Origin of the sequence: Agromyces sp. Marseille-Q5079, assembly GCF_051016555.1 — a bacterium.
In the GTDB taxonomy this organism is placed as follows: domain Bacteria; phylum Actinomycetota; class Actinomycetes; order Actinomycetales; family Microbacteriaceae; genus Agromyces.
In genome coordinates this window covers 41,271-63,236 of the sequence record NZ_JBPEJF010000010.1, presented here as the reverse complement: position 1 = coordinate 63,236, position 21,966 = coordinate 41,271, and the positions used below count along the sequence as shown (strand labels likewise).

Sequence of the window (21,966 nt, the reverse complement as noted above, 5' to 3'; positions counted from 1 at the left end):
CGCGAAAGGGTGAACGAACGGCATCCGGGGCGCGGAACGGAAGCCGTTCGTCCGGCTCAGAGCCGTCAGACGCGCCAGATGTCCAGCGACTGCGCGGGCGGCCTGCCGTCGATCTCGGCGAGGATCAGGTGCGACCTGGTCGACACCACGCCGGGCAGGTCGTGGATGTCGCGGAGGATGGCCTGGCTGAGCTGCTCGTGGTCGGGTGCGCTGACGGTGAGCATGATGTCGATGTCGCCCGACACGGCCTGGACCTTCTCGACGAAGGGCAGGGTCGCGAGCTTCGCGGCGATCGCCTCCCATGAGGCATCGCCGCCGATGCGCACGACGACGAGGGCCGAGATGTTCAGGCCGATCGCCTTGCGGTCGATCTGCGCCCCGAAGCCGGTGATGACGCCGCGCTGCATGAGGTGCTGCACGCGGTTGTGCGCCGCCGTGCGGGAGATGTGCACGCGTTCGGCGAGCGTTCGCACCGAGAGCCGCCCGTCACGGCTCAGTTCCGCGACGATGCGACGGTCGATGCTGTCGATCGGTTCTGCGTGGCGGTTGTGCTCGGTCATCATCGTCCTCGTCGCTCACGCTCAGCGTACCGGCGACGGGCGCGCTGGAGCGAGAATCTCATCGGCGCCGTGCGCAGTGCGCGGGGGAGACGCGGCCAGAGCACGGAGACGGCGGCGAGCCAGGCCTCCGCAGCTCCGGCCGTGCGCGGCGTCCACCGGAACCCGAAGGCGTCGCGGATCTCGGGCGGGAGCAGCGCCGCGGTCACGAGCCGCACCGGTGCGAGCAGGAGGCCCGCACCCGGCGGGAGCGCGGGGGAGGCCGAGAGCAGCGTCCGGGCGACCCGCCGTCCCTCGTCGCTCACCTGGAGCGTCGCGAGCCGGGTCGACCACCAGCCGTCGAACTCCGCCCGCGTGCTCGGCCAGCCCTCCCGCGTGCCCTGCAGGCTGAACCCCAGCGGGGCGTAGCCGCGCACGATCGCATCGGCGCGAGCCTCCTCGAGCGGACCCCAGACGCGCTCGTGCACCCGGATCCCGATCGCGAGCAGCGTCGAGGCGACCCACCGCTGCGCGTCGGCGTCGAATGCGCTGTACGCGACGACGGCCGCGGCGTCGGCCGCGGCATCCGACGTTCCCCGCACCGGCACGTGCCGGGCGTTCACGCGCCGCACCGCCTCGGCGGCGAGCGCGTCGTCGCCGAACCCGACGGCGTACACGTAGTCGAGCGTGCCGAAGAGCCGGTCGAACGGCCGGGTCGCGAAGTCGCTGTGCCGCGCGACCCCGTGCGCGACGCGCGGATCGGCGAGTTGGAGGAGGATCGCCGCGCCGCCGCCGAGCAGCAGCACGCCCTCCGCGGCGTGCGCGCGGAACACGGCGCGTTCGTCGAGGTCGTCCATGACCCCATCAGTACCAGTTCACGGCCTCCGAGTGGGCCCACGCCGCGCACGGCGAACCGTATCTGGAGGCGATGTACGCCAGCCCCCACTCGATCTGCGTGGCCGCGTTCGTGCGCCAGTCCGCCCCGGCACTGGCCATCTTGCTGCCCGGGAGGGACTGCGGGATCCCATACGCCCCGCTCGACGCGTTGTACGCATCCGCTCGCCAGCTCGACTCGCGCATCCAGAGCGAGTACAGGCACTGGAACTGGCCGTCGTCCCAGCCGTAGCGGGCCACGGCGGATGCGGCATACGCCTGCGCACTGCCCGGATCCGCGTCGATGCCGGGCGGTGGCGCCTCGGTGCCGCCTCCGGACCCGCCGGCGGCAGCCTCCGCCTCCGCGGCCGCAGCAGCGGCGGCCGCCGCGGCCGCCTCGCGTTCGGCCCGTTCGCGCGCCTCCTGCTCGCCGATGCGATACCGGCGCTCGAGCTCGACCGAACGATTGCGGAGGCTCGCGAGCTGCGCGTAGAGCGTGTCGAGCGCCGCCTGCTGCTCGACCACGCGCGCCTCGGCCGCGACGTGCGCGGACTCGGCGGCCTCGGCCGCGGATGCCGCTTCGGCGGCCAGGCGCACCCGCTCCGACTCGGCGAGATCGGCCTGGTCGCGAAGCGACGCGGCGTCCGCCTCCGCAGCCTCGGCGCGGGTCGCGACCCCGCCGATGACGTTCGTCAACTGCGCGGCGCGCGAGAGCCCGGTGAGCAGCCGCCCGGATGCGTCGCCGTCGAGCAGGAGTCGGAGCGCCACGTCGGCTCCGCCCGACCGGGCCAGCACCGCCGCGGTGCGACCGAGGGCGCCGGTCGCGGTCGAGGCCGCCTCGGCGGCCTCTGTCGCCTGATCTCGCAGCGTCGTGGCCCGGCCCGCGGCATCCGCCCTCGCCTGCTCGGCCACCGCCGATGCCGCCGCGGCCTCGACCGCCGCATCGCCGAGCCGACCGGCCTCGCTCTCGAGTTCGTCGACGAACGCCGTGATCCGTTCGGCCTCGGCCGCGCTCGCCCCGGCCTGCGCCTTCGCCGCCTCGACCTCGTCCCAGGTCGGGTAGTCCGCCGCATGCGCGCTCGTCGCAGGCACTACGAGGACGGCGACGAGCGCCAGGGTCAGGCAACCATGGATGAAACCGCGCACGAACACCCCCTTCGAGCCCGGCCACTCTACCCAGCGGCCTCACGATCGGCGGGCGGACACGCAGCGTAGACTCGCTCGGATGCGCTCCCGGCTCGCCCTGACCATCACGGCCGCGGTGACCGCCGCCCTGCTCTGCGGGTGCGCGGCACCGGGCTCCTCGGCCGGCCCGAATTCTCCCGGCGCGCGTCCTGCGTCGCCGTCCTCGACACCGACCCAGCCGCCCGTCGACCCCGTCGCGGCGTTCGTCGAGGAGCGGATGTCGCAGATGAGCCTCGAGCAGAAGGCGGCGGCCGTACTCATGCTGCACGCGCCGGGCGTGGACCCCGCGCCCACGCGTTCACTGGTCGTGCAGGGCGTCTCGGGGCTGATCCTCATGGGCGACAACGTGCCCGCGACCCCCGACGAGCTCACGGCGCTCACGGCCGCCGTGCAGGTCGACGCCGAACTCCCCGCGCTCATCGCGATCGACGAGGAGGGCGGCGACGTGCAGCGCCTCCCGTGGGACACGGCGCCGGGCGCCGAGACGCTCCGCGCCGAGGACCCGGCCGCCACGACCGCGGCGTTCGCCGAGCGCGCGGCGCTGCTCGCGGCATCCGGGATCACCGTGAACTTCGGCATCGTCGCCGACGAGACCGACGACCCCGATTCCTTCATCGCCTCGCGGGTCCTCGGCACGGACCCCGCCGCAGCGGGCGCGCGCGTCGCGGCGGCCGTGACCGGCGAGCACGGCACGGTGTTCAGCACGCTCAAGCACTTCCCGGGTCACGGCCAGGCGCCCGGCGACTCGCATTCGAGCGTGCCGGCCGCACCGCTGACGCTCGACGAGTGGCGGAGCGGCCCGGCGATCCCGTTCGGGCAGGGCATCGGCGCGGGCACCGAGCTCGTGATGACCGGGCACCTGATCTACGCGTCGGTGGATGCCGCGCCGGCGTCGCTGTCGCCCGAGTGGCATCGCATCCTCCGCGAGGAGCTCGGATTCGAGGGCGTGGTCGTGACCGACGACATGCTCATGCTGCAGAACAACGGCCTGCCCGAGTACGCCGACCCGAACGAGAATGCGATCCGGGCGCTCGCGTCGGGTGCCGACCTGCTGCTGTACGTGCTGCCGGCGGACCCGGCCGACGTGGGCATCTCGGTCGACGGGCTCATCGGCGCGATCGCCGGGGCCGTGTCGTCGGGCCGCATCCCCGAGGCGCGACTCGACGACGCGGTGGAGCGCGTGCTGACGCTGCGCCGGGCCTCGATCTCCTGATTCCAGGATTTCTTGGGCGAGCGGGAATACCGCGACAACTTCCATGCGTTTGCATTGGTGTGGCCAGAACGGGTCACGCGACACGACACCGAACACGGAGAACCTGAACCAATGACGAACACCGCCACCGGAATCGAGATCCCCGGCTACCGCGCAGGCACCTGGACCATCGACCCCCAGCACAGCGAGGTCGCCTTCAGCATCCGCCACATCATGATCAGCAAGGTCAAGGGCAAGTTCGAGCGCTTCACCGCGACCTTCGTGACCGCCGAGAACCCGCTCGACTCGAGCGTCACCGCGTCGGCCGAGGTCGCCTCGGTCAACACGAACGAGCCGACCCGCGACGGTCACCTCCGCACCGGCGACTTCTTCGAGGCCGAGACGCACCCGACGATCGACTTCGTCTCGACCGGCGTGCGCGTCGACGACGGCGACTTCAAGGTGGACGGCGACCTCACCATCCGCGGCATCACCAAGCCCGTGACCTTCGACTTCGAGTTCGGCGGCTTCGGCGGCGACCCCTACGGCAACTACAAGGCCGGCGCCACTGCGAAGACCGTCATCAACCGCGAGGACTTCGGCCTCACCTACAACGCGGCCCTCGAGACCGGTGGCGTGCTCCTCGGCGACAAGGTGACCATCACCCTCGAGCTGCAGGCTGCGCTCCAGCAGTAGTCCGCACGCGACGTGTCGAAGGGCCGGATGCCGCAGGCGTCCGGCCCTTCGTCATGCCGGCGACTGCGTCGACAGTTCGCCCAAGCGAGTCGACCAGAACGCCGCCCACCGCTCGAGCGCGGGCCGGAACTGCTCGGCCGGGTCGCCGCCGCGGAAGGCCGTGACCTCGACGTCGGTGACGCCACGACGCTCGGGTGAGCGGCGCCACGTGCCGACCACCTCGCCGTCGGCGACGAGGATCGGCAGGAAGAGCCCGTTCTTGCCCGGCACGACGCGCGCGGCGTCATCGACCGAGCAGAACGCGGTGCGATCGCCGTAGCCCAGGAAGTACTCGTCGAACGGGGCGAGGGCGAGGCGTCCGTCGGGCGGCCCGGCCGGGCGAGCGTCGACCGCGACGTACCGTTCGTCGTCGAAGGGCGCCACGGCGTCGCCCGCGGCGGCGAGGGCCGTTCGCGCGCTCGTCAGGGTGAGTCCCGTCCACCATGCGAAGTCCCGCACCGAGACCGGGCCGTGGCCGCGCGCGTACCCGGCGAACAGCCGACCGAGCACCTCGTCGTCGTCTTCGGGCTCGTCGGACGCCCGCGGCGACCATTCGTCGAGGAGGACGAACCGCTGCCGCGCGCGCGTGTCGACGGGGCCGCAGCAGAGCAGTCCCTCGTGCGCGAGCCGCCAGATGAGGTGGTACCCGCGCTGGCCCTCGATCGGGATGCCCGCATCGGCCCACGCCGCCTGCAGTTCGTCGCGGGTCGCCGACCGCCCGCCCTCGAGGAGGCCAACCGCCACCCGCCGCGCCGCGGCGTGCACGTCGTCGTCGATGCCCTCCTCGCGATGGGTCCTCGCCGCGCGCTGCATCAGCCGCGCGGACGTCAGTCGCAGGATGGGCCTGAGCATCGGCGGTGCGACGAAGTGCAGCGTGCCGCGCATCGGCCAGCTGCGGAGCAGCGCTCCCGCATCGACCGCGGCGTCGATCGTCGCCTCCCTCGCGTCGGGAACGCGGGCACCGAGCACCCATTTCGCGGCGGCGAGGTCTTGCGCCTGCACGCAGACCAGCCGGCCGACCGCCTCCACAGGCGAGGCGAACCCGTGCGAAAGCCCCTGGGCGGCGAGCCTCGCGGCGCGCAGCGCGCCCACGGCGTCGATCGTGACATCCGTCGTCATGCGTCCATCCTCTCCGCACCCACCGACGCTCGACGGCATGCCGCGCCCCGGCGCATGCCGCAACTCGCGCTCGTGCGCCTCGACACGCCCGTGGCCGATGACGGACGCACAGGTCCGGCGCATCCGCTCGGGATACACTGGGAGGCTGTGCCCCTCGGCACGATCCCACCACTCATCCTCCCGGAGGCTCACTGTGCTCGCCGTACACGATCTCGAGATCCGCGTCGGCGCACGCGTGCTCATGGAGCACGTCGACTTCCGGGTCTCGTCCGGCGACAAGATCGGGCTCGTCGGCCGCAACGGTGCGGGCAAGACGACGCTCACGAAGACGCTCGCCGGCGAGACCCTGCCCACCGGCGGTCGCATCGACCGCTCCGGGGAGATCGGCTACCTGCCCCAGGACCCCCGCTCCGGCGACCCCGAGATGCTCGCCCGCACGCGCATCCTCGACGCGCGCGGCCTCGGCACGCTCGTGCTCGGCATGCACGAGGCGTCCATGCAGATGGGCAGCGACGACCCGGCCGTGGCCGAGCGGGCGATGAAGAAGTACGGCAACCTCACCGACCGCTTCACCGCCCTCGGCGGATACGCCGCCGAGGCCGAGGCCGCGTCCATCGCCTCGAACCTCAACCTGCCCGACCGCATCCTCGACCAGCCGCTGAAGACCCTGTCGGGCGGCCAGCGACGACGCATCGAGCTCGCCCGCATCCTGTTCTCCGATGCGCAGACGATGATCCTCGACGAGCCCACGAACCACCTCGACGCCGACTCCGTCGTCTGGCTCCGCGAGTTCCTGAAGGGCTACAAGGGCGGCGTCATCGTCATCTCGCACGACGTCGTGCTCGTCGACGAGGTCGTCAACCGCGTGTTCTACCTCGACGCGAACCGCTCGATGATCGACATCTACAACATGGGCTGGAAGCACTACCAGCGCCAGCGCGCCGCCGACGAGGAGCGCCGCAAGAAGGAGCGCGCCAACGCCGAGAAGAAGGCGGGCGTCCTGCAGATGCAGGCCGCGCGGTTCGGCGCGAAGGCGTCGAAGGCGGCCGCCGCGCACCAGATGGTCGCGCGCGCCGAGAAGCTGCTCGCCGGCCTCGACGAGGTGCGCGCGGTAGACCGCGTCGCCAAGCTCCGGTTCCCGACCCCGGCTCCCTGCGGGCGCACCCCGATCACCGCGAGCGACCTGTCGAAGAGCTACGGTTCGCTCGAGATCTTCACGGCCGTCGACCTCGCGATCGACCGCGGCTCGAAGGTCGTCATCATCGGCCTGAACGGTGCCGGCAAGACGACCCTGCTCCGCATCCTCGCGGGCGTCGACGCGCCCGACACCGGCGTCGTCGAGGCCGGGCACGGCCTTCGCGTCGGCTACTACGCCCAGGAGCACGAGACCATCGAGGTCAAGCGCAGCGTCCTCGAGAACATGGTCAGCGCCTCGCCGAACCTCACCGAGACCGAGGCGCGCAAGGTGCTCGGCTCGTTCCTGTTCACGGGCGACGACGTGCACAAGCCCGCCGGCGTGCTGTCGGGCGGCGAGAAGACCCGCCTCGCACTCGCGATGATCGTGGTCTCCGGAGCGAACGTGCTCCTGCTCGACGAGCCCACGAACAACCTCGACCCCGCGAGCCGCGCCGAGATCCTCGATGCCCTCGCGCACTACGAAGGCTCGGTGGTACTCGTGAGCCACGACCCCGGAGCAGTCGAGGCGCTGAACCCCGAGCGTGTGCTCATCATGCCCGACGGCACCGAAGACCACTGGAGCCGCGAGTACCAGGAGCTCATCGAGCTCGCTTGAGGTCGGCGCGGCGCGAAGCGACGCGGTTCCTCGAGAACGGCAGAAGCCGGAGCGATCGGGACGCGCCAGCGTCACGACGTGTCTGCGGCAGACCCGGAATCGGGACGCTCGACCGCAACCGCAACCGCAACCGCGACTCGACCTACCTGCGGTCGAGCACGCCGTCCTCGAGGTCCGCGTCGGCGTCCTTTCGCTGCTTCCGGTTCACCTTGCGCGGCGCGGGTCGGCTCGCGGGCACCGTGGTGCCGGATGCCTCGGCACGGGCCTTGCGCTCCTGGTTCGCCGCCCAGCCGAGGCCGACGAACCCCATGATCGCGAAGACGAACCACTGCAGGGCGTACGACAGGTGGGGGCCCTCGTCGCGGAGCGGACGGGTCGCCGCGATCGGCGGATCCTCCGCCTCGGCGCCGGACTGCACGAGCAGCCCGTAGGCGCCGGTGTACGTCGGCTCGTCGACGCGCTCGGCGAGCTCGTCGAGGTCGATGGTGGCGAACTCGTCGCCGGCCGAGGTGCGACCGTTGATCTGCCCCTCGCCGGCCTTCAGGCGCGCCTCGACCTCGACAGGCCCGGCCGGGGGAGCCGCGTACTCGCTCGGCCGCCCGTCGGACGCCTGCGCGACCCAGCCGCGGTCGACGACGAACACCGATCCGTCGTCGAGGAGGAACGGCGTCAGCACCTCGAAGCCCGATCCGCCCTGACCGGGGCGGTTGCGCACGACCACCTCGTCGTCGTCGAGGTACTGCCCGGAGAGGGCGACGACCTGCCACCGCTGGTCGACGTCGAAGCCGTCGAGCTCGGACAGTTCGTCCTGCACGGGGATCGCCTGCGCATCGTAGTTCGCGTCGATGCGCGCGATCTCGGCGCGGGCCTCCGCACGCCGGGTGAACTGCCACATGCCGAGGGCGCAGCAGACGATCGCGAACACGACCACGAGCGCGAGGTACCCGGCCCAGCGGCGTGACCTGAGGAAGGACCAGTCGTTCACGAATCGACCTCGACGGAGTCGTCGAGTGCACCCGTGAACGCCGCGACGCGCACCGGGAACGAGCGCGCCTCGAGGAAGCCCCGGAGGTAGTCGACGTGCTCGTCGCACGCGAGCCAGGTCTTCCAACGGTCGCCCGTGTGGATGCGGGGATTCTGCCAGTCGATGCGCCAGGTCGCGTCCTCGCGGCAGGATGCACGCGAGCACATGTCGTTGGGTGCGCCGCCGATGCCGCCGATCATCGTGCGCCCCCATCCGGGCCGGCGGCGGGGTCGGCAGGGGAGTCGGGGTCGGCCGAAGCCTCGGGAGAGGCCGGGCCGGTCGGCGCGCCGGCGTCCGTTGCGTCGTCCGAACCCGCGCCGGCGCCCGCGGCATCCGCTCGGGGCTGCGCGGGCAGGATGTTTCCGGGCCGCTCGACCGCGTTCGTGCGCACCGGTGAGCCGACATTGGCGATCACGACGGCGAAGTACGGCAGGGTGATGGCGCCGACCGCGCAGACCACGAGCCACCAGTCGCGCGCGAACAGCATCGCGATGATGCACACGAGACGCACTCCCATCGCGACGGAGTACTTGATCATGCGCGAATGCTGCTCGGCCTCGGGTGAGGGCGGCAGACTCGTGATCGATTGCTGCTTCATCTCGTCGTCGCAGGTCGGTGCGGCGCTCCTCCTTCTAAGAATACGTCCGCTGCGGCCGCGCGGCGGACCCGGCGGGACGGATGCCTCGCGCACGCGATCACTATGCTGGGACGGGCCCGAGTCGGGCCGCATCCCATCGGAATGGAGTCCACGCATGACCACGCCCCGAACCGTCCTCGTCACCGGCGGCAACCGCGGCATCGGCTATGCCATCGCCCGCGAATTCGTCGCGCAGGGTCACCGGGTCGCCGTCACCGCCCGCTCGGGCGAGGGCCCCGAGGGTACCCTGACCGTCCGCGCCGACGTCACCGACGCCGCATCCGTCGACCTCGCCTTCACCGAGATCGAGGCCGAGCTCGGACCCGTCGAGGTCCTCGTCGCGAACGCCGGAATCACGCGCGACACCCTGCTGCTGCGCATGACCGAAGAGGACTTCACGAGCGTCATCGACACGAACCTCACGGGCGCCTTCCGCGTGGTCAAGCGCGCCTCCAAGGGCATGCTCAAGGCCCGCTTCGGCCGCGTCGTGCTCATCTCGAGCGTGGTCGGGCTCTACGGCTCGCCCGGCCAGATCAACTACTCGTCGTCGAAGGCCGCCCTCGTGGGCATGGCCCGCTCGCTCACGCGCGAGCTCGGCGCCCGCAATATCACGGCGAACGTCGTGGCACCCGGGTTCATCGAGACCGACATGACCGACGAGCTCCCCGAGGCGCAGCAGGCGGAGTACAAGAAGAACATCCCGCTCGGCCGCTTCGCGTCGCCCGACGAGGTCGCCCGCGTGGTGGCCTGGCTCACCGGTGACGATGCCGGCTACATCTCGGGCGCCGTCATCCCCGTCGACGGCGGCCTCGGCATGGGGCACTGACCCCGCAGGACCGCAGACGACCACGAGGCCGCCGACACATCGTGTACCGGCGGCCTCGTCCGTTCGTCTCGCCCTCGGCCGCTTCGCGCCTCGCCGGGGGCCGACTCGAGGCGGCGATCAGCCTCGGAGACCGAGCAGCGCGAGCACCTGGCTCAGGTCGGGCGTCGTGATCGCGACATCCGCCTGCTCGCGCACGACGGGCTTGGCGCAGAACGCGACCCCGAGGCCCGCCTTCGCGAGCATGCGCAGGTCGTTGGCCCCGTCGCCGACGGCGACCGTGAAGCGCAGGGGCACGGATGCCGCGGCCGCCCATTCCTCGAGCGCCACGGCCTTGGCCTCGGCGTCGATGATCGGTCCGTCGACGCGGCCCGTGAGGCGGCCGTCGAGGATCTCGAGCCGGTTCGCGCGGCAGAAGTCGAGGCCGAGCGACTCGGCGAGCGGGTCGAGGAGTTCGTGGAAGCCTCCGGAGACGACGCCGACGACCCCGCCCGCGGCGTGCACGCCGGCGACGAGCTCGTGGATGCCGGGGGTCGGCGTCATGCGCGTGCGGGCGTGGGCGAGGTCGTCGCGGTCCAATCCGGCGAGCGTCGCGACGCGCTCGCGGAGGCTCGCGGCGAAGTCGAACTCGCCGCGCATCGCGCGTTCGGTGACCTCGGCCACGAGCGGGAGGCTCCCGGCGGCCTCGGCGAGCAGTTCGATCGCCTCCTCGCGGATGAGCGTCGAGTCGGCGTCCAGCACGACGAGCGGACCGCGCGTGCGGCCCGCGTGCGTCCCGCTCACGCGTTCGAGGCCCGGACTCGCGAGCCCTTGCCGACGACCGTGATGCCGCTGTCGGTCACGATGAAGCCCCGCGCGATGTCCTCGGCGCGGTCGACGCCGATGCGGGCGCCGGCCTCGACGACGACCTCCTTGTCGAGGATGGCCCGCTGCACGGTCGCCCCGGCATCGATGCGCGCGCGATCGAACAGGATCGAGTCCGCCACGTGCGCTCCCGAGCCGACGACCGCCCACGGGCCGAGCACGCTCCGCTCGACGTGCGCGCCGGAGATGACGGACCCGAGCGAGACGATCGAGTCGATCACGGTGCCGAGCGTGCCCCGGGCGTCGCGCGTGAACTTCGCGGGCGGCGAGTTCAACTGCTGGCTGAAGATCGGCCACTCGCGGTTGTACAGGTTGAAGATCGGCATGACCGAGATGAGGTCCTGGTGGGCCTCGAAGAACGAGTCGATGGTTCCGACGTCGCGCCAGTAGTACCGATCGCGATCGGTGGAGCCCGGCACGTCGTTGCGCTGCAGGTCGTAGACGCCCGCGGCGCCCTGCGAGACGAAGGCGGGGATGATGTCGCCGCCCATGTCGTGGCTGGAGTCGGTGCGTTCGCCGTCGCGGAGCACCGCGTCGATGAGGGCGTCGGCGTTGAAGACGTAGTTGCCCATGGAGGCGAGCACCTCGCCGGGGGAGTCGGGCAGGCCCACGGGATCGGAGGGCTTCTCGAGGAACCGGTGGATGCGCTCGGGGTTCGCCGGGTCGACCTCGATGACGCCGAACTGGTCGGCGAGCGAGATCGGCTGGCGGATCGCGGCCACCGTCGCAGCCGCCCCGGAGGCGATGTGCGCCTCGATCATCTGGCTGAAGTCCATGCGGTAGACGTGGTCGGCACCGACGACGACGATGATGTCGGGCTGCTCGTCGTAGATGAGGTTGAGGCTCTGCAGGATCGCGTCGGCCGAACCCGAGAACCAGCGCTTGCCGAGGCGCTGCTGCGCCGGCACCGACGCGACGTAGGAGTTCAGCAGTCCGCTCATGCGCCACGTCTGCGAGACGTGCCGGTCGAGGCTGTGCGACTTGTACTGGGTCAGCACGACGATCTGTCGCAGCCCGGAGTTCAGCAGGTTCGACAGCGCGAAGTCGATCAGGCGGTACTGCCCGCCGAACGGCACCGCGGGCTTCGCCCGATCCTCGGTGAGGGGCATGAGTCGCTTGCCCTCGCCGCCTGCGAGCACGATGCCGAATACCTTGCGCGTGACCATGCCCCAAGCGTAGTCAGAGGGAGCCCCTCTCAGGTGCGCGAAGTCGGGACGTGACGGATCAGCCTGCGCTAGCGTTTCCACATGCGCGTCGACCTGCTCACCCGTGAATACCCGCCCGAGATCTACGGGGGAGCCGGCGTGCACGTCGCCGAGCTCGTCCGAGCGCTCCGCCACGACATCGACGTCGTCGTGCGCGCGTTCGGCGCACCCCGCGACGAAGCCGACACGTTCGGCTATCCGACGCCCGACGCGTTCACGGGTCGCAACGCCGCCGTCGGCACCATGGGCGTCGACCTGCTGATGGCCGCGGATGCCGCCGGAGCCGACCTCGTGCACTCGCACACCTGGTACGCGAACTTCGCCGGTTTCACGGCGAAGCGCCTGCACGGCATCCCGCACGTGGTCACGGCCCACAGCCTCGAGCCACTGCGTCCGTGGAAGGCCGAGCAGCTGGGCGGCGGGTACCGGCTCTCATCCTGGGTGGAGCGCACGGCCTTCGAAGACGCCGACGCGGTGATCGCGGTGAGCGACGGCATGCGCCGCGACATCCTCCGGTCGTATCCCGCCATCGATCCGGCGAAGGTCGAGGTCGTCTACAACGGCATCGACCTCGAAGACTGGAAGCCGAACGACGACGCAGAGCTCGTCCGCGGCCTCGGCGTGGACCCGGATCGCCCGTCGGTGATCTTCGTGGGGCGCATCACGCGGCAGAAGGGATTGCCCTACCTGCTGCGGGCCGCGCGCCTGCTGCCGCCCGAGGTGCAGCTCGTGCTCTGCGCCGGCGCGCCCGACACGGAGGCGATCATGGCCGAGGTGACGGGCCTGGTCGAGGAGCTGCGCACCGAGCGCGACGGCGTGGTCTGGATCGATCGCCACCTCCCGCGGCCCGAGCTCACCGCCCTGCTCACCGCCGCGACCGCCTTCGTCTGCCCCTCGGTCTACGAACCGCTCGGCATCGTGAACCTCGAGGCCATGGCGTGCGGCGCGCCCGTCGTGGGCACCGCGACCGGCGGCATCCCCGAGGTCGTCCAGGACGGCGTCACGGGCGTGCTCGTGCCGATCGAGCAGACCGACGACGGCACGGGCACGCCCGTGGACCCCGATCGCTTCGTCGCGGACCTCGCCGCCGCCCTCACGCGGGTCGTCCAGGATCCGGCGCGTGCGGCCGAGATGGGCGCGGCCGGACGGCGGCGGGCCGAGGAGCACTTCGCCTGGGACGCGATCGCGGCGCGCACCCGCGAGCTGTACGCCCGCGTCCTCGCGGTCTGAGCGTCGCACGCGCTCATGGTCGACGACCCGGGAGGCCCTCGCGCGCATTCGGGGGTCCATGCTCCCGATAGCATGGGAGACATGGCGAGTACGGTGCTGCAGTTCCGGGATGTTTCGGTGGTTCGCGACGGGAATTCGATTCTCGACGCCGTGAACTGGAGCGTCGCCTCCGACGAGCGATGGGTCGTGCTGGGTCCGAACGGCGCCGGCAAGACCACGCTGCTGCAGATCGCGGCCGCGGCGATGCACCCCACCAAGGGCGAGGCATCCGTGCTCGAGGAGAAGCTCGGCAAGACCGACGTCTTCGAGCTGCGTCCGATGATCGGCTTCGCGTCCACCGCGATGGCCCGCAAGATCCCGCGCAACGAGACGGTGATCGACACCGTCCTCACGGCGGCGTACTCGGTGACGGGTCGCTGGAACGAGGAGTACGAGGAGATCGACACCCGCCGCGCGCAGCGCGTGCTCTCCGAATGGGGACTCGAGGGCTTCGCCGATCGTCGGTTCGGCAGTCTCTCCGACGGCGAGCAGAAGCGCGTGCAGATCGCCCGATCGGTCATGACCGACCCCGAACTCCTGCTGCTCGACGAGCCGGCCGCGAGCCTCGACCTCGGCGCCCGCGAGGAGCTCGTCGGGCTCCTCGGCGGCTACGCCGCGTCGCCCGCATCACCCGCGATCGTCATGGTCACGCACCACGTCGAGGAGATCCCCAAGGGCTTCACCCACGCGCTGCTGCTCGCCAAGGGCGGCATCGTCGCCGCGGGCCCGCTCGCCGAGGCGCTCACGTCCGAGACGCTGACCGAGGCCTTCGGCATTCCGATCGAGCTCTCCGAGAGCAACGGGCGATACGCCGCGCGCGCCAACTGACCTGCGAACGTCGTCGATTCTGCTAGAATCGATAGCTGGCCCCCGGGCCGAACATGCTTTCCCACCGTGCTGCATACGTCGCCGGCGGGATTCTGTAGAAATCATCCGATCAGCAAGGAAGTCACCATGAAGACCGACATCCACCCCGAGTACGCCGCCGTCGTCTTCCGCGACCTCGCCTCGGGCGCCACGTTCCTCACCCGTTCGACGGTGTCGAGCGGCAAGACCATCGAGCTCGACGGCGAGACCTACCCGGTCATCGATGTCGAGATCTCGTCGGAGTCGCACCCGTTCTACACGGGCAAGCAGCGCATCATGGACTCGGCCGGCCGCGTCGAGAAGTTCAACCAGCGCTTCAAGAGCTTCGGCAAGTAGTTCCTCCGGGAACGCAGCCGGGCGAGGGGGCGGTCGACATGGTCGGCCGCCCCTTCGTCGTGCCCGGAATGCGGATGCCGCCGGGCGACGTCCGCGTGACGCGGAGTCGTGACCGGCGACCGCTCCGCGAGGGGGACGGCCTCAGCCGCGTCAGCGCAGAGGCCAGGCGCCCGACGTCGTGAACTCGGGCTCGCCGTTCTTGCGGCGCCAGGACTGGTAGCTCTCGGCCTGATCGCGGCTCCATCCCACCTGGCGGTCGTGGAGCTCCTGCACGGCCACCGCCGCGAGCTCGGGATACGCGCGGGCGATCGCCTGCGCGACCCGCCCCGCGGCCACCGCGTCGGCTCCGGCGTCATGGGCGTCGTCGAGCCGGACCCCGTAGTGCTCGGCCGTCGCCGAGAGCGTGCGCTTGCCGCGACGGTAGCGGTCGACGGCCTTGTCGATGACGAGCGGGTCGATGACCGCATCGGGCCCGGGGAGCCCCACCAGGCCGTAGCGCTCGGCCTCGCGCGCGAGCACCGTGAGGTCGTAGGCGGCGTTGTACGCCACGATGGGCAGCCCACGTGCCGCGGAATCCGCCAGTGCCGCGATGATCTCGGCCACGGCCGTCGGCGCCGCGGCGCCCTCGGCCCTGGCGCGTTCGGTGCTGACGCCGTGGATGAGCGACGCCGCCGTGGGGATCTCGACCCCGGGGTCGACAAGCCACTCGCGGCGCTCGAGCACCCGACCGTCGACGCCGATGACGCCGACGTGCGCGGTGACGATGCGGCACGTGTCGACGTCGATGCCGGTGGTCTCGAGGTCGAAGACGGCGAGGGTGTCGGCCCAGCTGGCGAAGTTCTCGGATTCCATGCTCGAAGGCTACGGGCGGGCACCGACATGGCCCGGGGACGGGCCCGCGTGTCCTCCGGATCCGCTCGACGCGGACCACGCTCGCCGCGGCATCCGCCTGTGGAGGGAGGGCGGGCGTCCAGCCGTCGCGCCATAGAATGACCGGGATGATCGCCTCCCCGTACGCCGAGCAACTCGCGCGCATTCCTGTCCGCGAGCACCGGCTCGACGTCCTCGGCACCGAGACCGCCTGGTGGGAGTACGGTCCCGCCGACGCTCCCGTGATCGTGCTCGTGCACGGATTCCGTGGCGACCACCACGGGCTCGAACCCGTCGTCGCCCAGCTCCCGGGATACCGCATCGTCTCACCCGACCTGCCCGGATTCGGCTCGTCCTCGACGTTCGGCGACCGCCCGCACGACCTCGACGCCTACACCGAGTGGCTGGGCGCGTTCATCAGGGGTGCCGGCATCGAGGCGCCCTACACGCTCCTCGGCCACTCGTTCGGCTCCATCATCGCCTCGGCGGCGGTCGCCCGCGGCCTCGCACCCGAGCGCCTCATCCTCGTGAACCCGATCGGCGCCCCGGCGCTCGAGGGCCCCCGAGGAGTGATGACCAGGCTCGCGGTGCTCTACTACCGCACGGCCGCGGCGCTGCCAGAGCGTCCGGGGTTCGCGCTCCTGCGCAACGGCGCGATCGTCCGCATCATGAGCGTCACCATGGCGAAGACGAAGTCCAAGCCGCTGCGCCGGTGGATCCACGACCAGCACGACCGCTACTTCTCGGCGTTCGGCTCGCGCGCCTCGGTCCTCGAGTCCTTCACCACCTCGGTGAGCCACGACGTGAGCGAGGTCGCGGCCGAGATCACCGTGCCGACGCTCCTCATCGCCGCCGAACGCGACGACGTGACCCCCATCGAGGCCGAACGACGCCTCGCGACGATGTTCCCCGACGCCCGCCTCGAGGTGATCCCCGAGGTCGGCCACCTGATCCACTACGAGACGCCGGGCGCCGCCGCGCGCCACATCCTCGGCTTCCTCGGGTCGGAGGCCCACGCGTGAGGATCGTCGTCGACTGCCGTTACACGCGCATCGGGCGTCACGACGGCATCAGCCGCTTCACCGCGGGCATCGTCACCGAGCTCGGCAAGCGGCATCCGCTCACCATGCTGATCAACGACCACCGTCAACTCGAGATGCTGCCCGACCTGCCCTGGCAGCTCGTCAGCTCGCCCACGAGCATCCGCGAGCCGCTCGTGGCCCTGCAGGTGCGCCGGCTTCGCCCCGACCTCGTCTTCTCGCCCATGCAGACCATGGGCTCGTGGGGCCGCACGTACAAGCTGCTGCTCACGCTGCACGACCTCATCTACTACGAGAACCCGACACCGCCGCGCGACCTTCCGGCGCCCGTCCGGCTGCTGTGGCGGCTCTACCACCTCGCGTGGTGGCCGCAGCGCCTGCTGCTGAACCGCGCCGACGCCGTCGTCACGGTGTCCGAGACGACCGCCGGGCTCATCCGCGATCACGACCTCACGCAGCGCCCCGTCACGGTCGTGCCCAATGCGGCCGACGACCTCGCCGTGCCCGACCTGCCGCGCGTGCGCCCGGCAGGGCATCGGCTCGTCTACATGGGCTCGTACATGCCCTACAAGAACGTCGACACGCTCGTGCGCGCCGTCGGCGCCCTGCCCGACCACGAACTGCACCTGCTCAGCCGCATCGGCCGTGACGAGCGCGAACGCCTGACGCGACTCGCCCCGCAGGCGCGGCTCGTCTTCCACGACGGCGTGTCGGATGCCGCGTACGCGGAGCTGCTCTCCGGAGCCACAGCGCTCGTGCACGCGTCGCGGGCCGAGGGGTTCGGCATCCCGCTCGTCGAAGCCATGCGCCTCGGCACGCCCGTCGTCGTGAACGACATCCCGATCTTCCGCGAGATCGGCGGCGACGCCGCCCTCTACTTCGACGCCGAGAATCCCGAGTCGCTCATCGCAGCCCTCTGGTCGCTCGAACGCGGTGACGAGTGGGAACGCCGCTCCGCGGCATCCGTCGACGTCGCGGCGAAGTACACCTGGGCCGCCTCGGCCGATGTGCTGCTCGACCTCATGCGGAGAACCGCGGCGCCGGAGTCGCGGCGCCGGTCGCGTCGACGCCGCTGACCCGGGCGGCCGGCGTCAGCCGTCGGTTCCGGTCGCGGCGTCGGGCAGGCTGAGCACGAGGGCGCCGTCACGGGCGATCACCTCGTGCACCGAGCCGTTCTCGATGGCGTAGTCGGGCGTCGGGAACGTCCAGTCGCTGAGGTCGAGCATGAGCGCGTGGATCACGCCGCCGTGGGTCACCACGATCACGTCCTCGCCGGGGTGCGCAGCGGCGAGCTCGAGCAGGGCACGACGGGCGCGCTCGATCACGACCGACCTCGGCTCGAGGCCCTCGATGCTCGCGGCCTGCGCCTCGACCGCGGCACGGCCCCGATGGTCGAGTCCTTCGAGCACGCCGTGGCTCCGCTCCGCGAGGTCGGGCACGATCTCGGGCGCCTCGAGGCCGAGGGTCGCCGCGATGATGGTCGCGGTCTCGGACGCGCGGGAGAGCGGACTCGCGACGATCGAGTGCCAGGGGCGATCGTCGAGCAGCAATGCCGTCTCGCGCGCCTGCACGCGACCGGTGTCGTTCAACGGGATGTCGGTCGCGCCCTGGATGCGGCGCTGCACGTTCCAGTCGGTCTCGCCGTGCCGGACGATCGCGAATCGCGTGACGGCGTGGTCGTCCGGGGGAGTGGCATCGGTCATCGCTCCACTCTGGCAGAACGTCGGATGCCGGTCCGAATCGCGCGGGCCCGGCGCCGACGTGTCCTCAGCGCACCGCGAGGACGAGTCGGGTCAGGACGCGAGCGCCGCCGCGAACGCCGCCAGCGTCTCGCTCGTGCCGGCATCGACCTTCACGGCCGCGCGGCTGTCGCCCCTCGTGATGCCGCGATTGACGACCACGATCGGCAGGTGGCGTCGGCGTGCGAGCTCGATGAGCCGCATGCCGGAGTTCACCACGAGCGATGATCCGGCGACGAGCAGCACGTCGGACCCGCGGACGACGGATGCGGCGGCCTCGAAGACCTCGGGCGGGACGAACTCGCCGAAGAACACCACGTCGGGCTTCAGGATGCCGCCGCAGACGGTGCAGTCGGGCACGATGAGCGAGGCCGCGTCGTCGACGTCGACATCGCCGTCGGGGTTCACCGCGAACTCCCCGTCGAGCTCGATGCGGGGATTCAGGGCCGCCAGCCGATCGGCCACGGCCTGCCTGGCGAACTGCTGGCCGCAGGTCAGGCAGAGCACGCGGTCCATGCCGCCGTGCAGCTCGACCACGTGCCGGCTGCCGGCTCGGCGATGCAGGCCGTCGACGTTCTGCGTGACGAGGCCGCCGACCACGCCCGCGGCCTCGAGGAGGGCGAGCGCGCGGTGCCCGGTGTTGGGCCGGGCGGCACCGAAGGCGCGCCAGCCGAGGTGGCTGCCCGCCCAGTAGCGCTTGCGTGCGGCCTCGGACGCCAGGAACGCCTGGAACGTCATGGGCGTGCGCACGGGGGCGCCCTCGCCGCGATAGTCGGGAATGCCGGAATCGGTGCTGACACCGGCGCCGGTGAGCACCGCCACGCGAGCGCCGCGAAGCAGATCGATCGCCTGGTCGAGTGCTGCATGCCCGCGGACGGGGACTTCGAGGTCGGATGTCACCGGTGCTCCCTTCGAATCGTCTGATTCTAGACGCGTCGGTTTTCCGGATTGTTTCGGGACTGGCAGGCTGGACGCAGGAGGATCATGCACATCGAACGAGTCCGCGATGCGGCATCCGACGCCGTCGCAGACTATGCGGGGCTCACGGATGTCTCCCTTCGCAGCGCGCACGAGCCCGCGAACGGCCTGTACATCGCCGAGTCCGCGAAGGTCATCCGGCGGGCGATCCGGGCCGGCCACCGGCCGCGATCGGTGCTGATGGAGGAGAAGTGGCTCCCCGGACTCGAGTCCGAGCTGGCGCCGTTCGACGTGCCGGTGCACCTGGCCGATGCCGACCAGCTCGAGGCGATCACCGGATACCGGGTGCATCGCGGGGCACTGGCGGCGTTCGAGCGGCCCGACCTCCCCGAACCCGCAGCGCTCCTCGCCGGCGCCCGACGCGTGGTCGTCCTCGAGGACATCGTCGACCACACGAACGTGGGCGCGATCTTCCGCTCGGTCGCCGCGCTCGGCGCCGACGCCGTGCTCGTGAGCCCGCGATGCGCCGATCCGCTCTACCGACGCAGCGTCCGGGTCAGCATGGGCACGGTGTTCCAGGTGCCGTGGACCCGGCTGCCCGAGTGGTCGGAGTCGGTCGCCCTGCTGCACGACGCCGGGTTCTCCATCGCGGCGCTCGCCCTTTCCGAGCGGTCCATCGGCCTGCGCGAGCTCGCCGCCGAGGCTCCCGAGCGACTCGCACTCGTGTTCGGCGCCGAGGGCGACGGCCTCAGCCGCACGGCGCTCGAAGCCGCCGATCGGGTCGTGCGCATCCCGATGGCGCACGGGGTCGACTCGCTGAACGTGGCCGCCGCCGCCGCCGTCGTGCTCTACGCCCTGCAGGTCGATCCCGCCGACGATCCGGAGCCGAGCCGATGAGCGCCGCACGACCCGAGCCGCGACCCGACGCCCGCGTGTACCGGCGACGCCGGATCGTCGTCTTCACGTCACTCGCCGTCGTGGTGGCGCTCCTCACCGGCGCCGGCGTCTACGGGGCGAACACGCTGGGCGCGCCGATCCCGACGGCGGCGCCCTCGGTGACCGACCCCGAACCGGTGGCCGCCGCACCGCAGCAACTGGCGCTGCCCGGATTCGGCGGCTTCGCAGTGGGCGCGGTCGGCTTCGACGGGCTCCTCGCCGCCGGCAACGAGCAGACCCCGATGGCGATGGCGAGCATCACGAAGGTCATCACGGCGCTCACCGTGCTGGCGGAGCATCCGATCGCGGCCGGCGAGCAGGGGCCCGACATCGAGTACACCGACGCCGACGTCGACATCTACTGGGACATGGTCGCCCAGAACGGCTCGGTCGCCCCGGTCGAGGCCGGATCCACGCTCAGCCTCAAGGAGAGCCTCGAGGCCCTGCTCATCCCGTCGGGCAACAACTACGGCATCTCCATTTCGAACTGGGCGTTCGGCTCCGAAGCGGCCCTCGTCGAGAAGGCGAACGCATGGCTCGCGGAGCACGGACTCGAGAACACGCATGTCGTCGACTCGAGCGGCATCTCCGACGACAACGTCGGCACGGCGGCCGACATGGTCGCGCTCGGCGAGATCGCCCTCGAAGACCCCACGATCGCGGCGATCGTCGCCTCCAAGAGCGTCGAGATCCCCGAGCTCGGCACGTTGACCAACTCCAACAAGCTGCTCGGCACGCACGGGGTCGACGGCATGAAGACCGGCACGACGGATGACGCGGCGAACCTGCTGTTCACGGCCGACTACGCCGTGGGGTCCTCCACGGTCACGGTCGTCGGCGTGCTGCTCGGCGGCGAGACCCACGCCGTCATCGACGAGGCGATCGCCGTGATGCTCGACTCCGTGGCGCCGGGGTTCCACGAGGTCTCGCCGCTCGAGGCGAACCAGGTGCTCGCGGAGTACGACACCCCGTGGGGCGAGACGGCCAGGGGCCGCACCGCCGACGGCGCCACGGTCGTCGTGTGGAACGACACGCCCGTCGACGTCGAGGTCCACGCCGACCCCGTCACGCTCGCCAGTCGCGGCGACGAGGTCGGCACCGCGGTCGTGCGCGCGGGCTCGCAGGAGATCACGGTCCCGCTCGTGCTCGATGCGTCGCTGACCGATCCGGGCGCCTGGTGGCGGCTCACGAACCCCGGCGCGCTCGACGCGGAGCAGACTCAGTCGGGCAGCGAGTAGGGCCCGGCGTCGGGTCGCTTGGCCTGCACGTGGTCACCCGACGACTGGTGACGCACACGACGCAGCACCCACGGCACGAGGTATTCCCGCGCCCAGGAGAGGTCTTCGACGCGGGCCTGGCGCCACGTGCTCGACGGCAGCGGCTCGGGCTTCAGCGGTTCGAGGTCGTTCTCGACGTTGAGCGCCTCGAGCACCATGCGGGCGACGGTGTGGTGGCCGAGGGCGTTCAGGTGCAGCCGGTCGGGCGCCCACATGCGCATGTCCTGGATCTCGGTGAACGCCCACTGGTCGGCCACGATGCAGTCGTACTTCTTCGCGACGATGCGCAGGTTCTCGTTGTAGATGGCGACCTTGCCGCGGATGCCGCGGAACACGTTCGAGAACCCGACATCCACGCCCGTGAAGATCACGATGGTGGCGTGGTCGCGGGAGAGCCGCTCGATCGCGTACTCGAACCGCGCCGCGATCTCGTCGGGGTCGGTGCCCGGTCGGATGACGTCGTTGCCGCCGGCCGAGATGGTGATGAGGTCGGGGCGCAGGGCGAGCGCCGGCGCGATCTGCTCGTCGATGATCTGCCGGATCAGCTTGCCGCGCACGGCGAGGTTCGCGTACGCGAAGTCCTCGCTGCCCTGCCCGAGCACCTCCGCCACGCGGTCGGCCCACCCGCGGTGTCCGCCGGGCACGGTGGGCTCCGGGTCCCCGATGCCCTCGGTGAAGGAGTCGCCGATCGCGACGTAGCGTGACCATGGGTGCTGCTGGGTGACCATC

General features: G+C 71.4%; 24 protein-coding genes. 11 read left to right on the top strand and 13 right to left on the bottom strand.

The annotated features are described in order from the left end of the window. Nucleotides 1-65: 65 nt before the first annotated feature. The 3 genes from ACR3IO_RS17970 to ACR3IO_RS17960 are packed head-to-tail and all read right to left on the bottom strand — an operon-like array spanning nucleotide 66 to nucleotide 2,555. Nucleotides 66-560: an Lrp/AsnC family transcriptional regulator gene (locus ACR3IO_RS17970; protein ID WP_434072600.1), complete on the bottom strand. Its 495-nt coding sequence runs from the start codon at nucleotides 558-560 to the stop codon at nucleotides 66-68. After that, nucleotides 560-1,393, bottom strand: a complete 834-nt coding sequence (locus ACR3IO_RS17965) for an oxygenase MpaB family protein (protein WP_434072599.1) — start codon at nucleotides 1,391-1,393, stop codon at nucleotides 560-562. The genes ACR3IO_RS17970 and ACR3IO_RS17965 overlap by 1 nt, the downstream gene beginning before the upstream one ends. Before the next feature lie 7 nt (nucleotides 1,394-1,400). Beyond that, nucleotides 1,401-2,555: a hypothetical protein gene (locus tag ACR3IO_RS17960; RefSeq protein ID WP_434072598.1), complete on the bottom strand. Its 1,155-nt coding sequence runs from the start codon at nucleotides 2,553-2,555 to the stop codon at nucleotides 1,401-1,403. A gap of 79 nt (nucleotides 2,556-2,634) precedes the next feature. Here ACR3IO_RS17960 and ACR3IO_RS17955 point away from each other — a divergent pair, with 79 nt between their 5' ends. Both ACR3IO_RS17955 and ACR3IO_RS17950 read left to right on the top strand, forming a co-directional pair. After that, nucleotides 2,635-3,807, top strand: coding sequence for a glycoside hydrolase family 3 N-terminal domain-containing protein (locus ACR3IO_RS17955; protein WP_434072597.1), 1,173 nt, complete (start codon nucleotides 2,635-2,637; stop codon nucleotides 3,805-3,807). A gap of 111 nt (nucleotides 3,808-3,918) precedes the next feature. Continuing rightward, complete coding sequence (locus tag ACR3IO_RS17950; protein ID WP_434072596.1) at nucleotides 3,919-4,482, top strand: YceI family protein; 564 nt, start codon at nucleotides 3,919-3,921, stop codon at nucleotides 4,480-4,482. Between the two features lie 51 nt (nucleotides 4,483-4,533). On the opposite strand, the gene ACR3IO_RS17945 is transcribed toward ACR3IO_RS17950, so the two are convergent. After that, a complete protein-coding gene (locus tag ACR3IO_RS17945) occupies nucleotides 4,534-5,640 on the bottom strand; it encodes a winged helix DNA-binding domain-containing protein (RefSeq protein WP_434072595.1) in 1,107 nt (368 codons plus the stop codon). A 193-nt stretch (nucleotides 5,641-5,833) separates the two neighbouring features. Here ACR3IO_RS17945 and ACR3IO_RS17940 point away from each other — a divergent pair, with 193 nt between their 5' ends. After that, complete coding sequence (locus ACR3IO_RS17940) at nucleotides 5,834-7,432, top strand: ABC-F family ATP-binding cassette domain-containing protein (RefSeq protein WP_434072594.1); 1,599 nt, start codon at nucleotides 5,834-5,836, stop codon at nucleotides 7,430-7,432. Nucleotides 7,433-7,574: 142 nt separating this feature from the next. Here ACR3IO_RS17940 and ACR3IO_RS17935 read toward each other — a convergent pair whose 3' ends face one another. From ACR3IO_RS17935 to ACR3IO_RS17925, 3 genes are read right to left on the bottom strand one after another with little or no spacing between them, the layout of a single operon-like run. Next, entirely contained in the window at nucleotides 7,575-8,417 is an 843-nt protein-coding gene (locus tag ACR3IO_RS17935) for an SURF1 family cytochrome oxidase biogenesis protein (RefSeq protein WP_434072593.1), read from the bottom strand. Beyond that, nucleotides 8,414-8,656, bottom strand: a complete 243-nt coding sequence (locus ACR3IO_RS17930; RefSeq protein ID WP_434072592.1) for a hypothetical protein — start codon at nucleotides 8,654-8,656, stop codon at nucleotides 8,414-8,416. Before ACR3IO_RS17930 ends, ACR3IO_RS17935 begins: the two co-directional genes overlap by 4 nt. Further along, the gene (locus ACR3IO_RS17925) at nucleotides 8,653-9,054 is read right to left on the bottom strand and encodes a DUF3099 domain-containing protein (RefSeq protein ID WP_434072591.1); all 402 of its coding nucleotides are present in this window, start codon (nucleotides 9,052-9,054) and stop codon (nucleotides 8,653-8,655) included. The genes ACR3IO_RS17930 and ACR3IO_RS17925 overlap by 4 nt, the downstream gene beginning before the upstream one ends. Before the next feature lie 154 nt (nucleotides 9,055-9,208). On the opposite strand from ACR3IO_RS17925, the gene ACR3IO_RS17920 reads away from it, so the two are divergent. Then, nucleotides 9,209-9,919 (top strand): beta-ketoacyl-ACP reductase, encoded by a 711-nt coding sequence (locus tag ACR3IO_RS17920; RefSeq protein ID WP_434072590.1) that lies wholly within the window; start codon nucleotides 9,209-9,211, stop codon nucleotides 9,917-9,919. 117 nt (nucleotides 9,920-10,036) lie between these two features. On the opposite strand, the gene serB is transcribed toward ACR3IO_RS17920, so the two are convergent. Next, nucleotides 10,037-10,699, bottom strand: coding sequence for a phosphoserine phosphatase SerB (serB, locus tag ACR3IO_RS17915; RefSeq protein WP_434072589.1), 663 nt, complete (start codon nucleotides 10,697-10,699; stop codon nucleotides 10,037-10,039). Then, nucleotides 10,696-11,946 carry a glucose-1-phosphate adenylyltransferase gene (gene glgC / locus ACR3IO_RS17910; protein ID WP_434072588.1) on the bottom strand — a complete coding sequence of 417 codons (1,251 nt, stop codon included), beginning with the start codon at nucleotides 11,944-11,946 and terminating at the stop codon, nucleotides 10,696-10,698. Before glgC ends, serB begins: the two co-directional genes overlap by 4 nt. Nucleotides 11,947-12,027: 81 nt before the next feature. On the opposite strand from glgC, the gene glgA reads away from it, so the two are divergent. The 3 genes from glgA to ACR3IO_RS17895 all read left to right on the top strand — a co-directional run bounded on the left by glgA (nucleotide 12,028) and on the right by ACR3IO_RS17895 (nucleotide 14,457). Further along, nucleotides 12,028-13,215: a glycogen synthase gene (glgA, locus tag ACR3IO_RS17905; protein ID WP_434072587.1), complete on the top strand. Its 1,188-nt coding sequence runs from the start codon at nucleotides 12,028-12,030 to the stop codon at nucleotides 13,213-13,215. 81 nt (nucleotides 13,216-13,296) lie between these two features. After that, nucleotides 13,297-14,082 (top strand): ABC transporter ATP-binding protein, encoded by a 786-nt coding sequence (locus ACR3IO_RS17900; protein ID WP_434072586.1) that lies wholly within the window; start codon nucleotides 13,297-13,299, stop codon nucleotides 14,080-14,082. 126 nt (nucleotides 14,083-14,208) lie between these two features. Next, nucleotides 14,209-14,457, top strand: coding sequence for a type B 50S ribosomal protein L31 (locus tag ACR3IO_RS17895; protein ID WP_434072585.1), 249 nt, complete (start codon nucleotides 14,209-14,211; stop codon nucleotides 14,455-14,457). Between the two features lie 150 nt (nucleotides 14,458-14,607). On the opposite strand, the gene ACR3IO_RS17890 is transcribed toward ACR3IO_RS17895, so the two are convergent. Further along, a complete protein-coding gene (locus ACR3IO_RS17890; protein WP_434072584.1) occupies nucleotides 14,608-15,309 on the bottom strand; it encodes an exonuclease domain-containing protein in 702 nt (233 codons plus the stop codon). Nucleotides 15,310-15,455: 146 nt separating this feature from the next. On the opposite strand from ACR3IO_RS17890, the gene ACR3IO_RS17885 reads away from it, so the two are divergent. Both ACR3IO_RS17885 and ACR3IO_RS17880 read left to right on the top strand, forming a co-directional pair. After that, nucleotides 15,456-16,349: an alpha/beta fold hydrolase gene (locus tag ACR3IO_RS17885; protein WP_434072583.1), complete on the top strand. Its 894-nt coding sequence runs from the start codon at nucleotides 15,456-15,458 to the stop codon at nucleotides 16,347-16,349. Continuing rightward, nucleotides 16,346-17,443: a glycosyltransferase family 4 protein gene (locus tag ACR3IO_RS17880; RefSeq protein ID WP_434072582.1), complete on the top strand. Its 1,098-nt coding sequence runs from the start codon at nucleotides 16,346-16,348 to the stop codon at nucleotides 17,441-17,443. Before ACR3IO_RS17885 ends, ACR3IO_RS17880 begins: the two co-directional genes overlap by 4 nt. Nucleotides 17,444-17,458: 15 nt before the next feature. Here the strand turns inward: ACR3IO_RS17880 and ACR3IO_RS17875 are convergent, their stop codons facing one another. Together ACR3IO_RS17875 and ACR3IO_RS17870 are read right to left on the bottom strand one after the other, a co-directional pair. Next, on the bottom strand, nucleotides 17,459-18,070 hold the full coding sequence (locus ACR3IO_RS17875) for a histidine phosphatase family protein (RefSeq protein ID WP_434072581.1): 612 nt from the start codon (nucleotides 18,068-18,070) through the stop codon (nucleotides 17,459-17,461). A gap of 90 nt (nucleotides 18,071-18,160) precedes the next feature. After that, nucleotides 18,161-19,006, bottom strand: coding sequence for an NAD-dependent protein deacetylase (locus ACR3IO_RS17870; RefSeq protein ID WP_434072580.1), 846 nt, complete (start codon nucleotides 19,004-19,006; stop codon nucleotides 18,161-18,163). 84 nt (nucleotides 19,007-19,090) lie between these two features. Here ACR3IO_RS17870 and ACR3IO_RS17865 point away from each other — a divergent pair, with 84 nt between their 5' ends. Further along, a complete protein-coding gene (locus ACR3IO_RS17865) occupies nucleotides 19,091-19,921 on the top strand; it encodes a TrmH family RNA methyltransferase (RefSeq protein WP_434072579.1) in 831 nt (276 codons plus the stop codon). Further along, entirely contained in the window at nucleotides 19,918-21,198 is a 1,281-nt protein-coding gene (locus ACR3IO_RS17860; protein WP_434072578.1) for a D-alanyl-D-alanine carboxypeptidase family protein, read from the top strand. The genes ACR3IO_RS17865 and ACR3IO_RS17860 overlap by 4 nt, the downstream gene beginning before the upstream one ends. On the opposite strand, the gene ACR3IO_RS17855 is transcribed toward ACR3IO_RS17860, so the two are convergent. Beyond that, the gene (locus ACR3IO_RS17855; protein ID WP_434072577.1) at nucleotides 21,180-21,965 is read right to left on the bottom strand and encodes an SGNH/GDSL hydrolase family protein; all 786 of its coding nucleotides are present in this window, start codon (nucleotides 21,963-21,965) and stop codon (nucleotides 21,180-21,182) included. The genes ACR3IO_RS17860 and ACR3IO_RS17855 overlap by 19 nt on opposite strands. Nucleotide 21,966 lies beyond the last annotated feature (1 nt).

Excerpts from the sequence above, each read along its gene's own strand:
- ACR3IO_RS17925 (WP_434072591.1), bottom strand. The coding sequence starts at position 9,054 with ATGAAGCAGCAATCGATCACGAGTCTGCCGCCCTCACCCGAGGCCGAG.
- ACR3IO_RS17965 (WP_434072599.1), bottom strand. The coding sequence starts at position 1,393 with ATGGACGACCTCGACGAACGCGCCGTGTTCCGCGCGCACGCCGCGGAG.
- ACR3IO_RS17860 (WP_434072578.1), top strand. The coding sequence starts at position 19,918 with ATGAGCGCCGCACGACCCGAGCCGCGACCCGACGCCCGCGTGTACCGG.
- ACR3IO_RS17950 (WP_434072596.1), top strand. The coding sequence starts at position 3,919 with ATGACGAACACCGCCACCGGAATCGAGATCCCCGGCTACCGCGCAGGC.
- ACR3IO_RS17855 (WP_434072577.1), bottom strand. The coding sequence starts at position 21,965 with ATGGTCACCCAGCAGCACCCATGGTCACGCTACGTCGCGATCGGCGAC.
- glgC (WP_434072588.1), bottom strand. The coding sequence starts at position 11,946 with ATGGTCACGCGCAAGGTATTCGGCATCGTGCTCGCAGGCGGCGAGGGC.
- ACR3IO_RS17885 (WP_434072583.1), top strand. The coding sequence starts at position 15,456 with ATGATCGCCTCCCCGTACGCCGAGCAACTCGCGCGCATTCCTGTCCGC.
- ACR3IO_RS17930 (WP_434072592.1), bottom strand. The coding sequence starts at position 8,656 with ATGATCGGCGGCATCGGCGGCGCACCCAACGACATGTGCTCGCGTGCA.
- ACR3IO_RS17955 (WP_434072597.1), top strand. The coding sequence starts at position 2,635 with ATGCGCTCCCGGCTCGCCCTGACCATCACGGCCGCGGTGACCGCCGCC.
- glgA (WP_434072587.1), top strand. The coding sequence starts at position 12,028 with ATGCGCGTCGACCTGCTCACCCGTGAATACCCGCCCGAGATCTACGGG.
- ACR3IO_RS17920 (WP_434072590.1), top strand. The coding sequence starts at position 9,209 with ATGACCACGCCCCGAACCGTCCTCGTCACCGGCGGCAACCGCGGCATC.
- ACR3IO_RS17865 (WP_434072579.1), top strand. The coding sequence starts at position 19,091 with ATGCACATCGAACGAGTCCGCGATGCGGCATCCGACGCCGTCGCAGAC.
- ACR3IO_RS17895 (WP_434072585.1), top strand. The coding sequence starts at position 14,209 with ATGAAGACCGACATCCACCCCGAGTACGCCGCCGTCGTCTTCCGCGAC.
- ACR3IO_RS17875 (WP_434072581.1), bottom strand. The coding sequence starts at position 18,070 with ATGACCGATGCCACTCCCCCGGACGACCACGCCGTCACGCGATTCGCG.
- ACR3IO_RS17900 (WP_434072586.1), top strand. The coding sequence starts at position 13,297 with ATGGCGAGTACGGTGCTGCAGTTCCGGGATGTTTCGGTGGTTCGCGAC.
- ACR3IO_RS17970 (WP_434072600.1), bottom strand. The coding sequence starts at position 560 with ATGACCGAGCACAACCGCCACGCAGAACCGATCGACAGCATCGACCGT.
- ACR3IO_RS17890 (WP_434072584.1), bottom strand. The coding sequence starts at position 15,309 with ATGGAATCCGAGAACTTCGCCAGCTGGGCCGACACCCTCGCCGTCTTC.
- ACR3IO_RS17945 (WP_434072595.1), bottom strand. The coding sequence starts at position 5,640 with ATGACGACGGATGTCACGATCGACGCCGTGGGCGCGCTGCGCGCCGCG.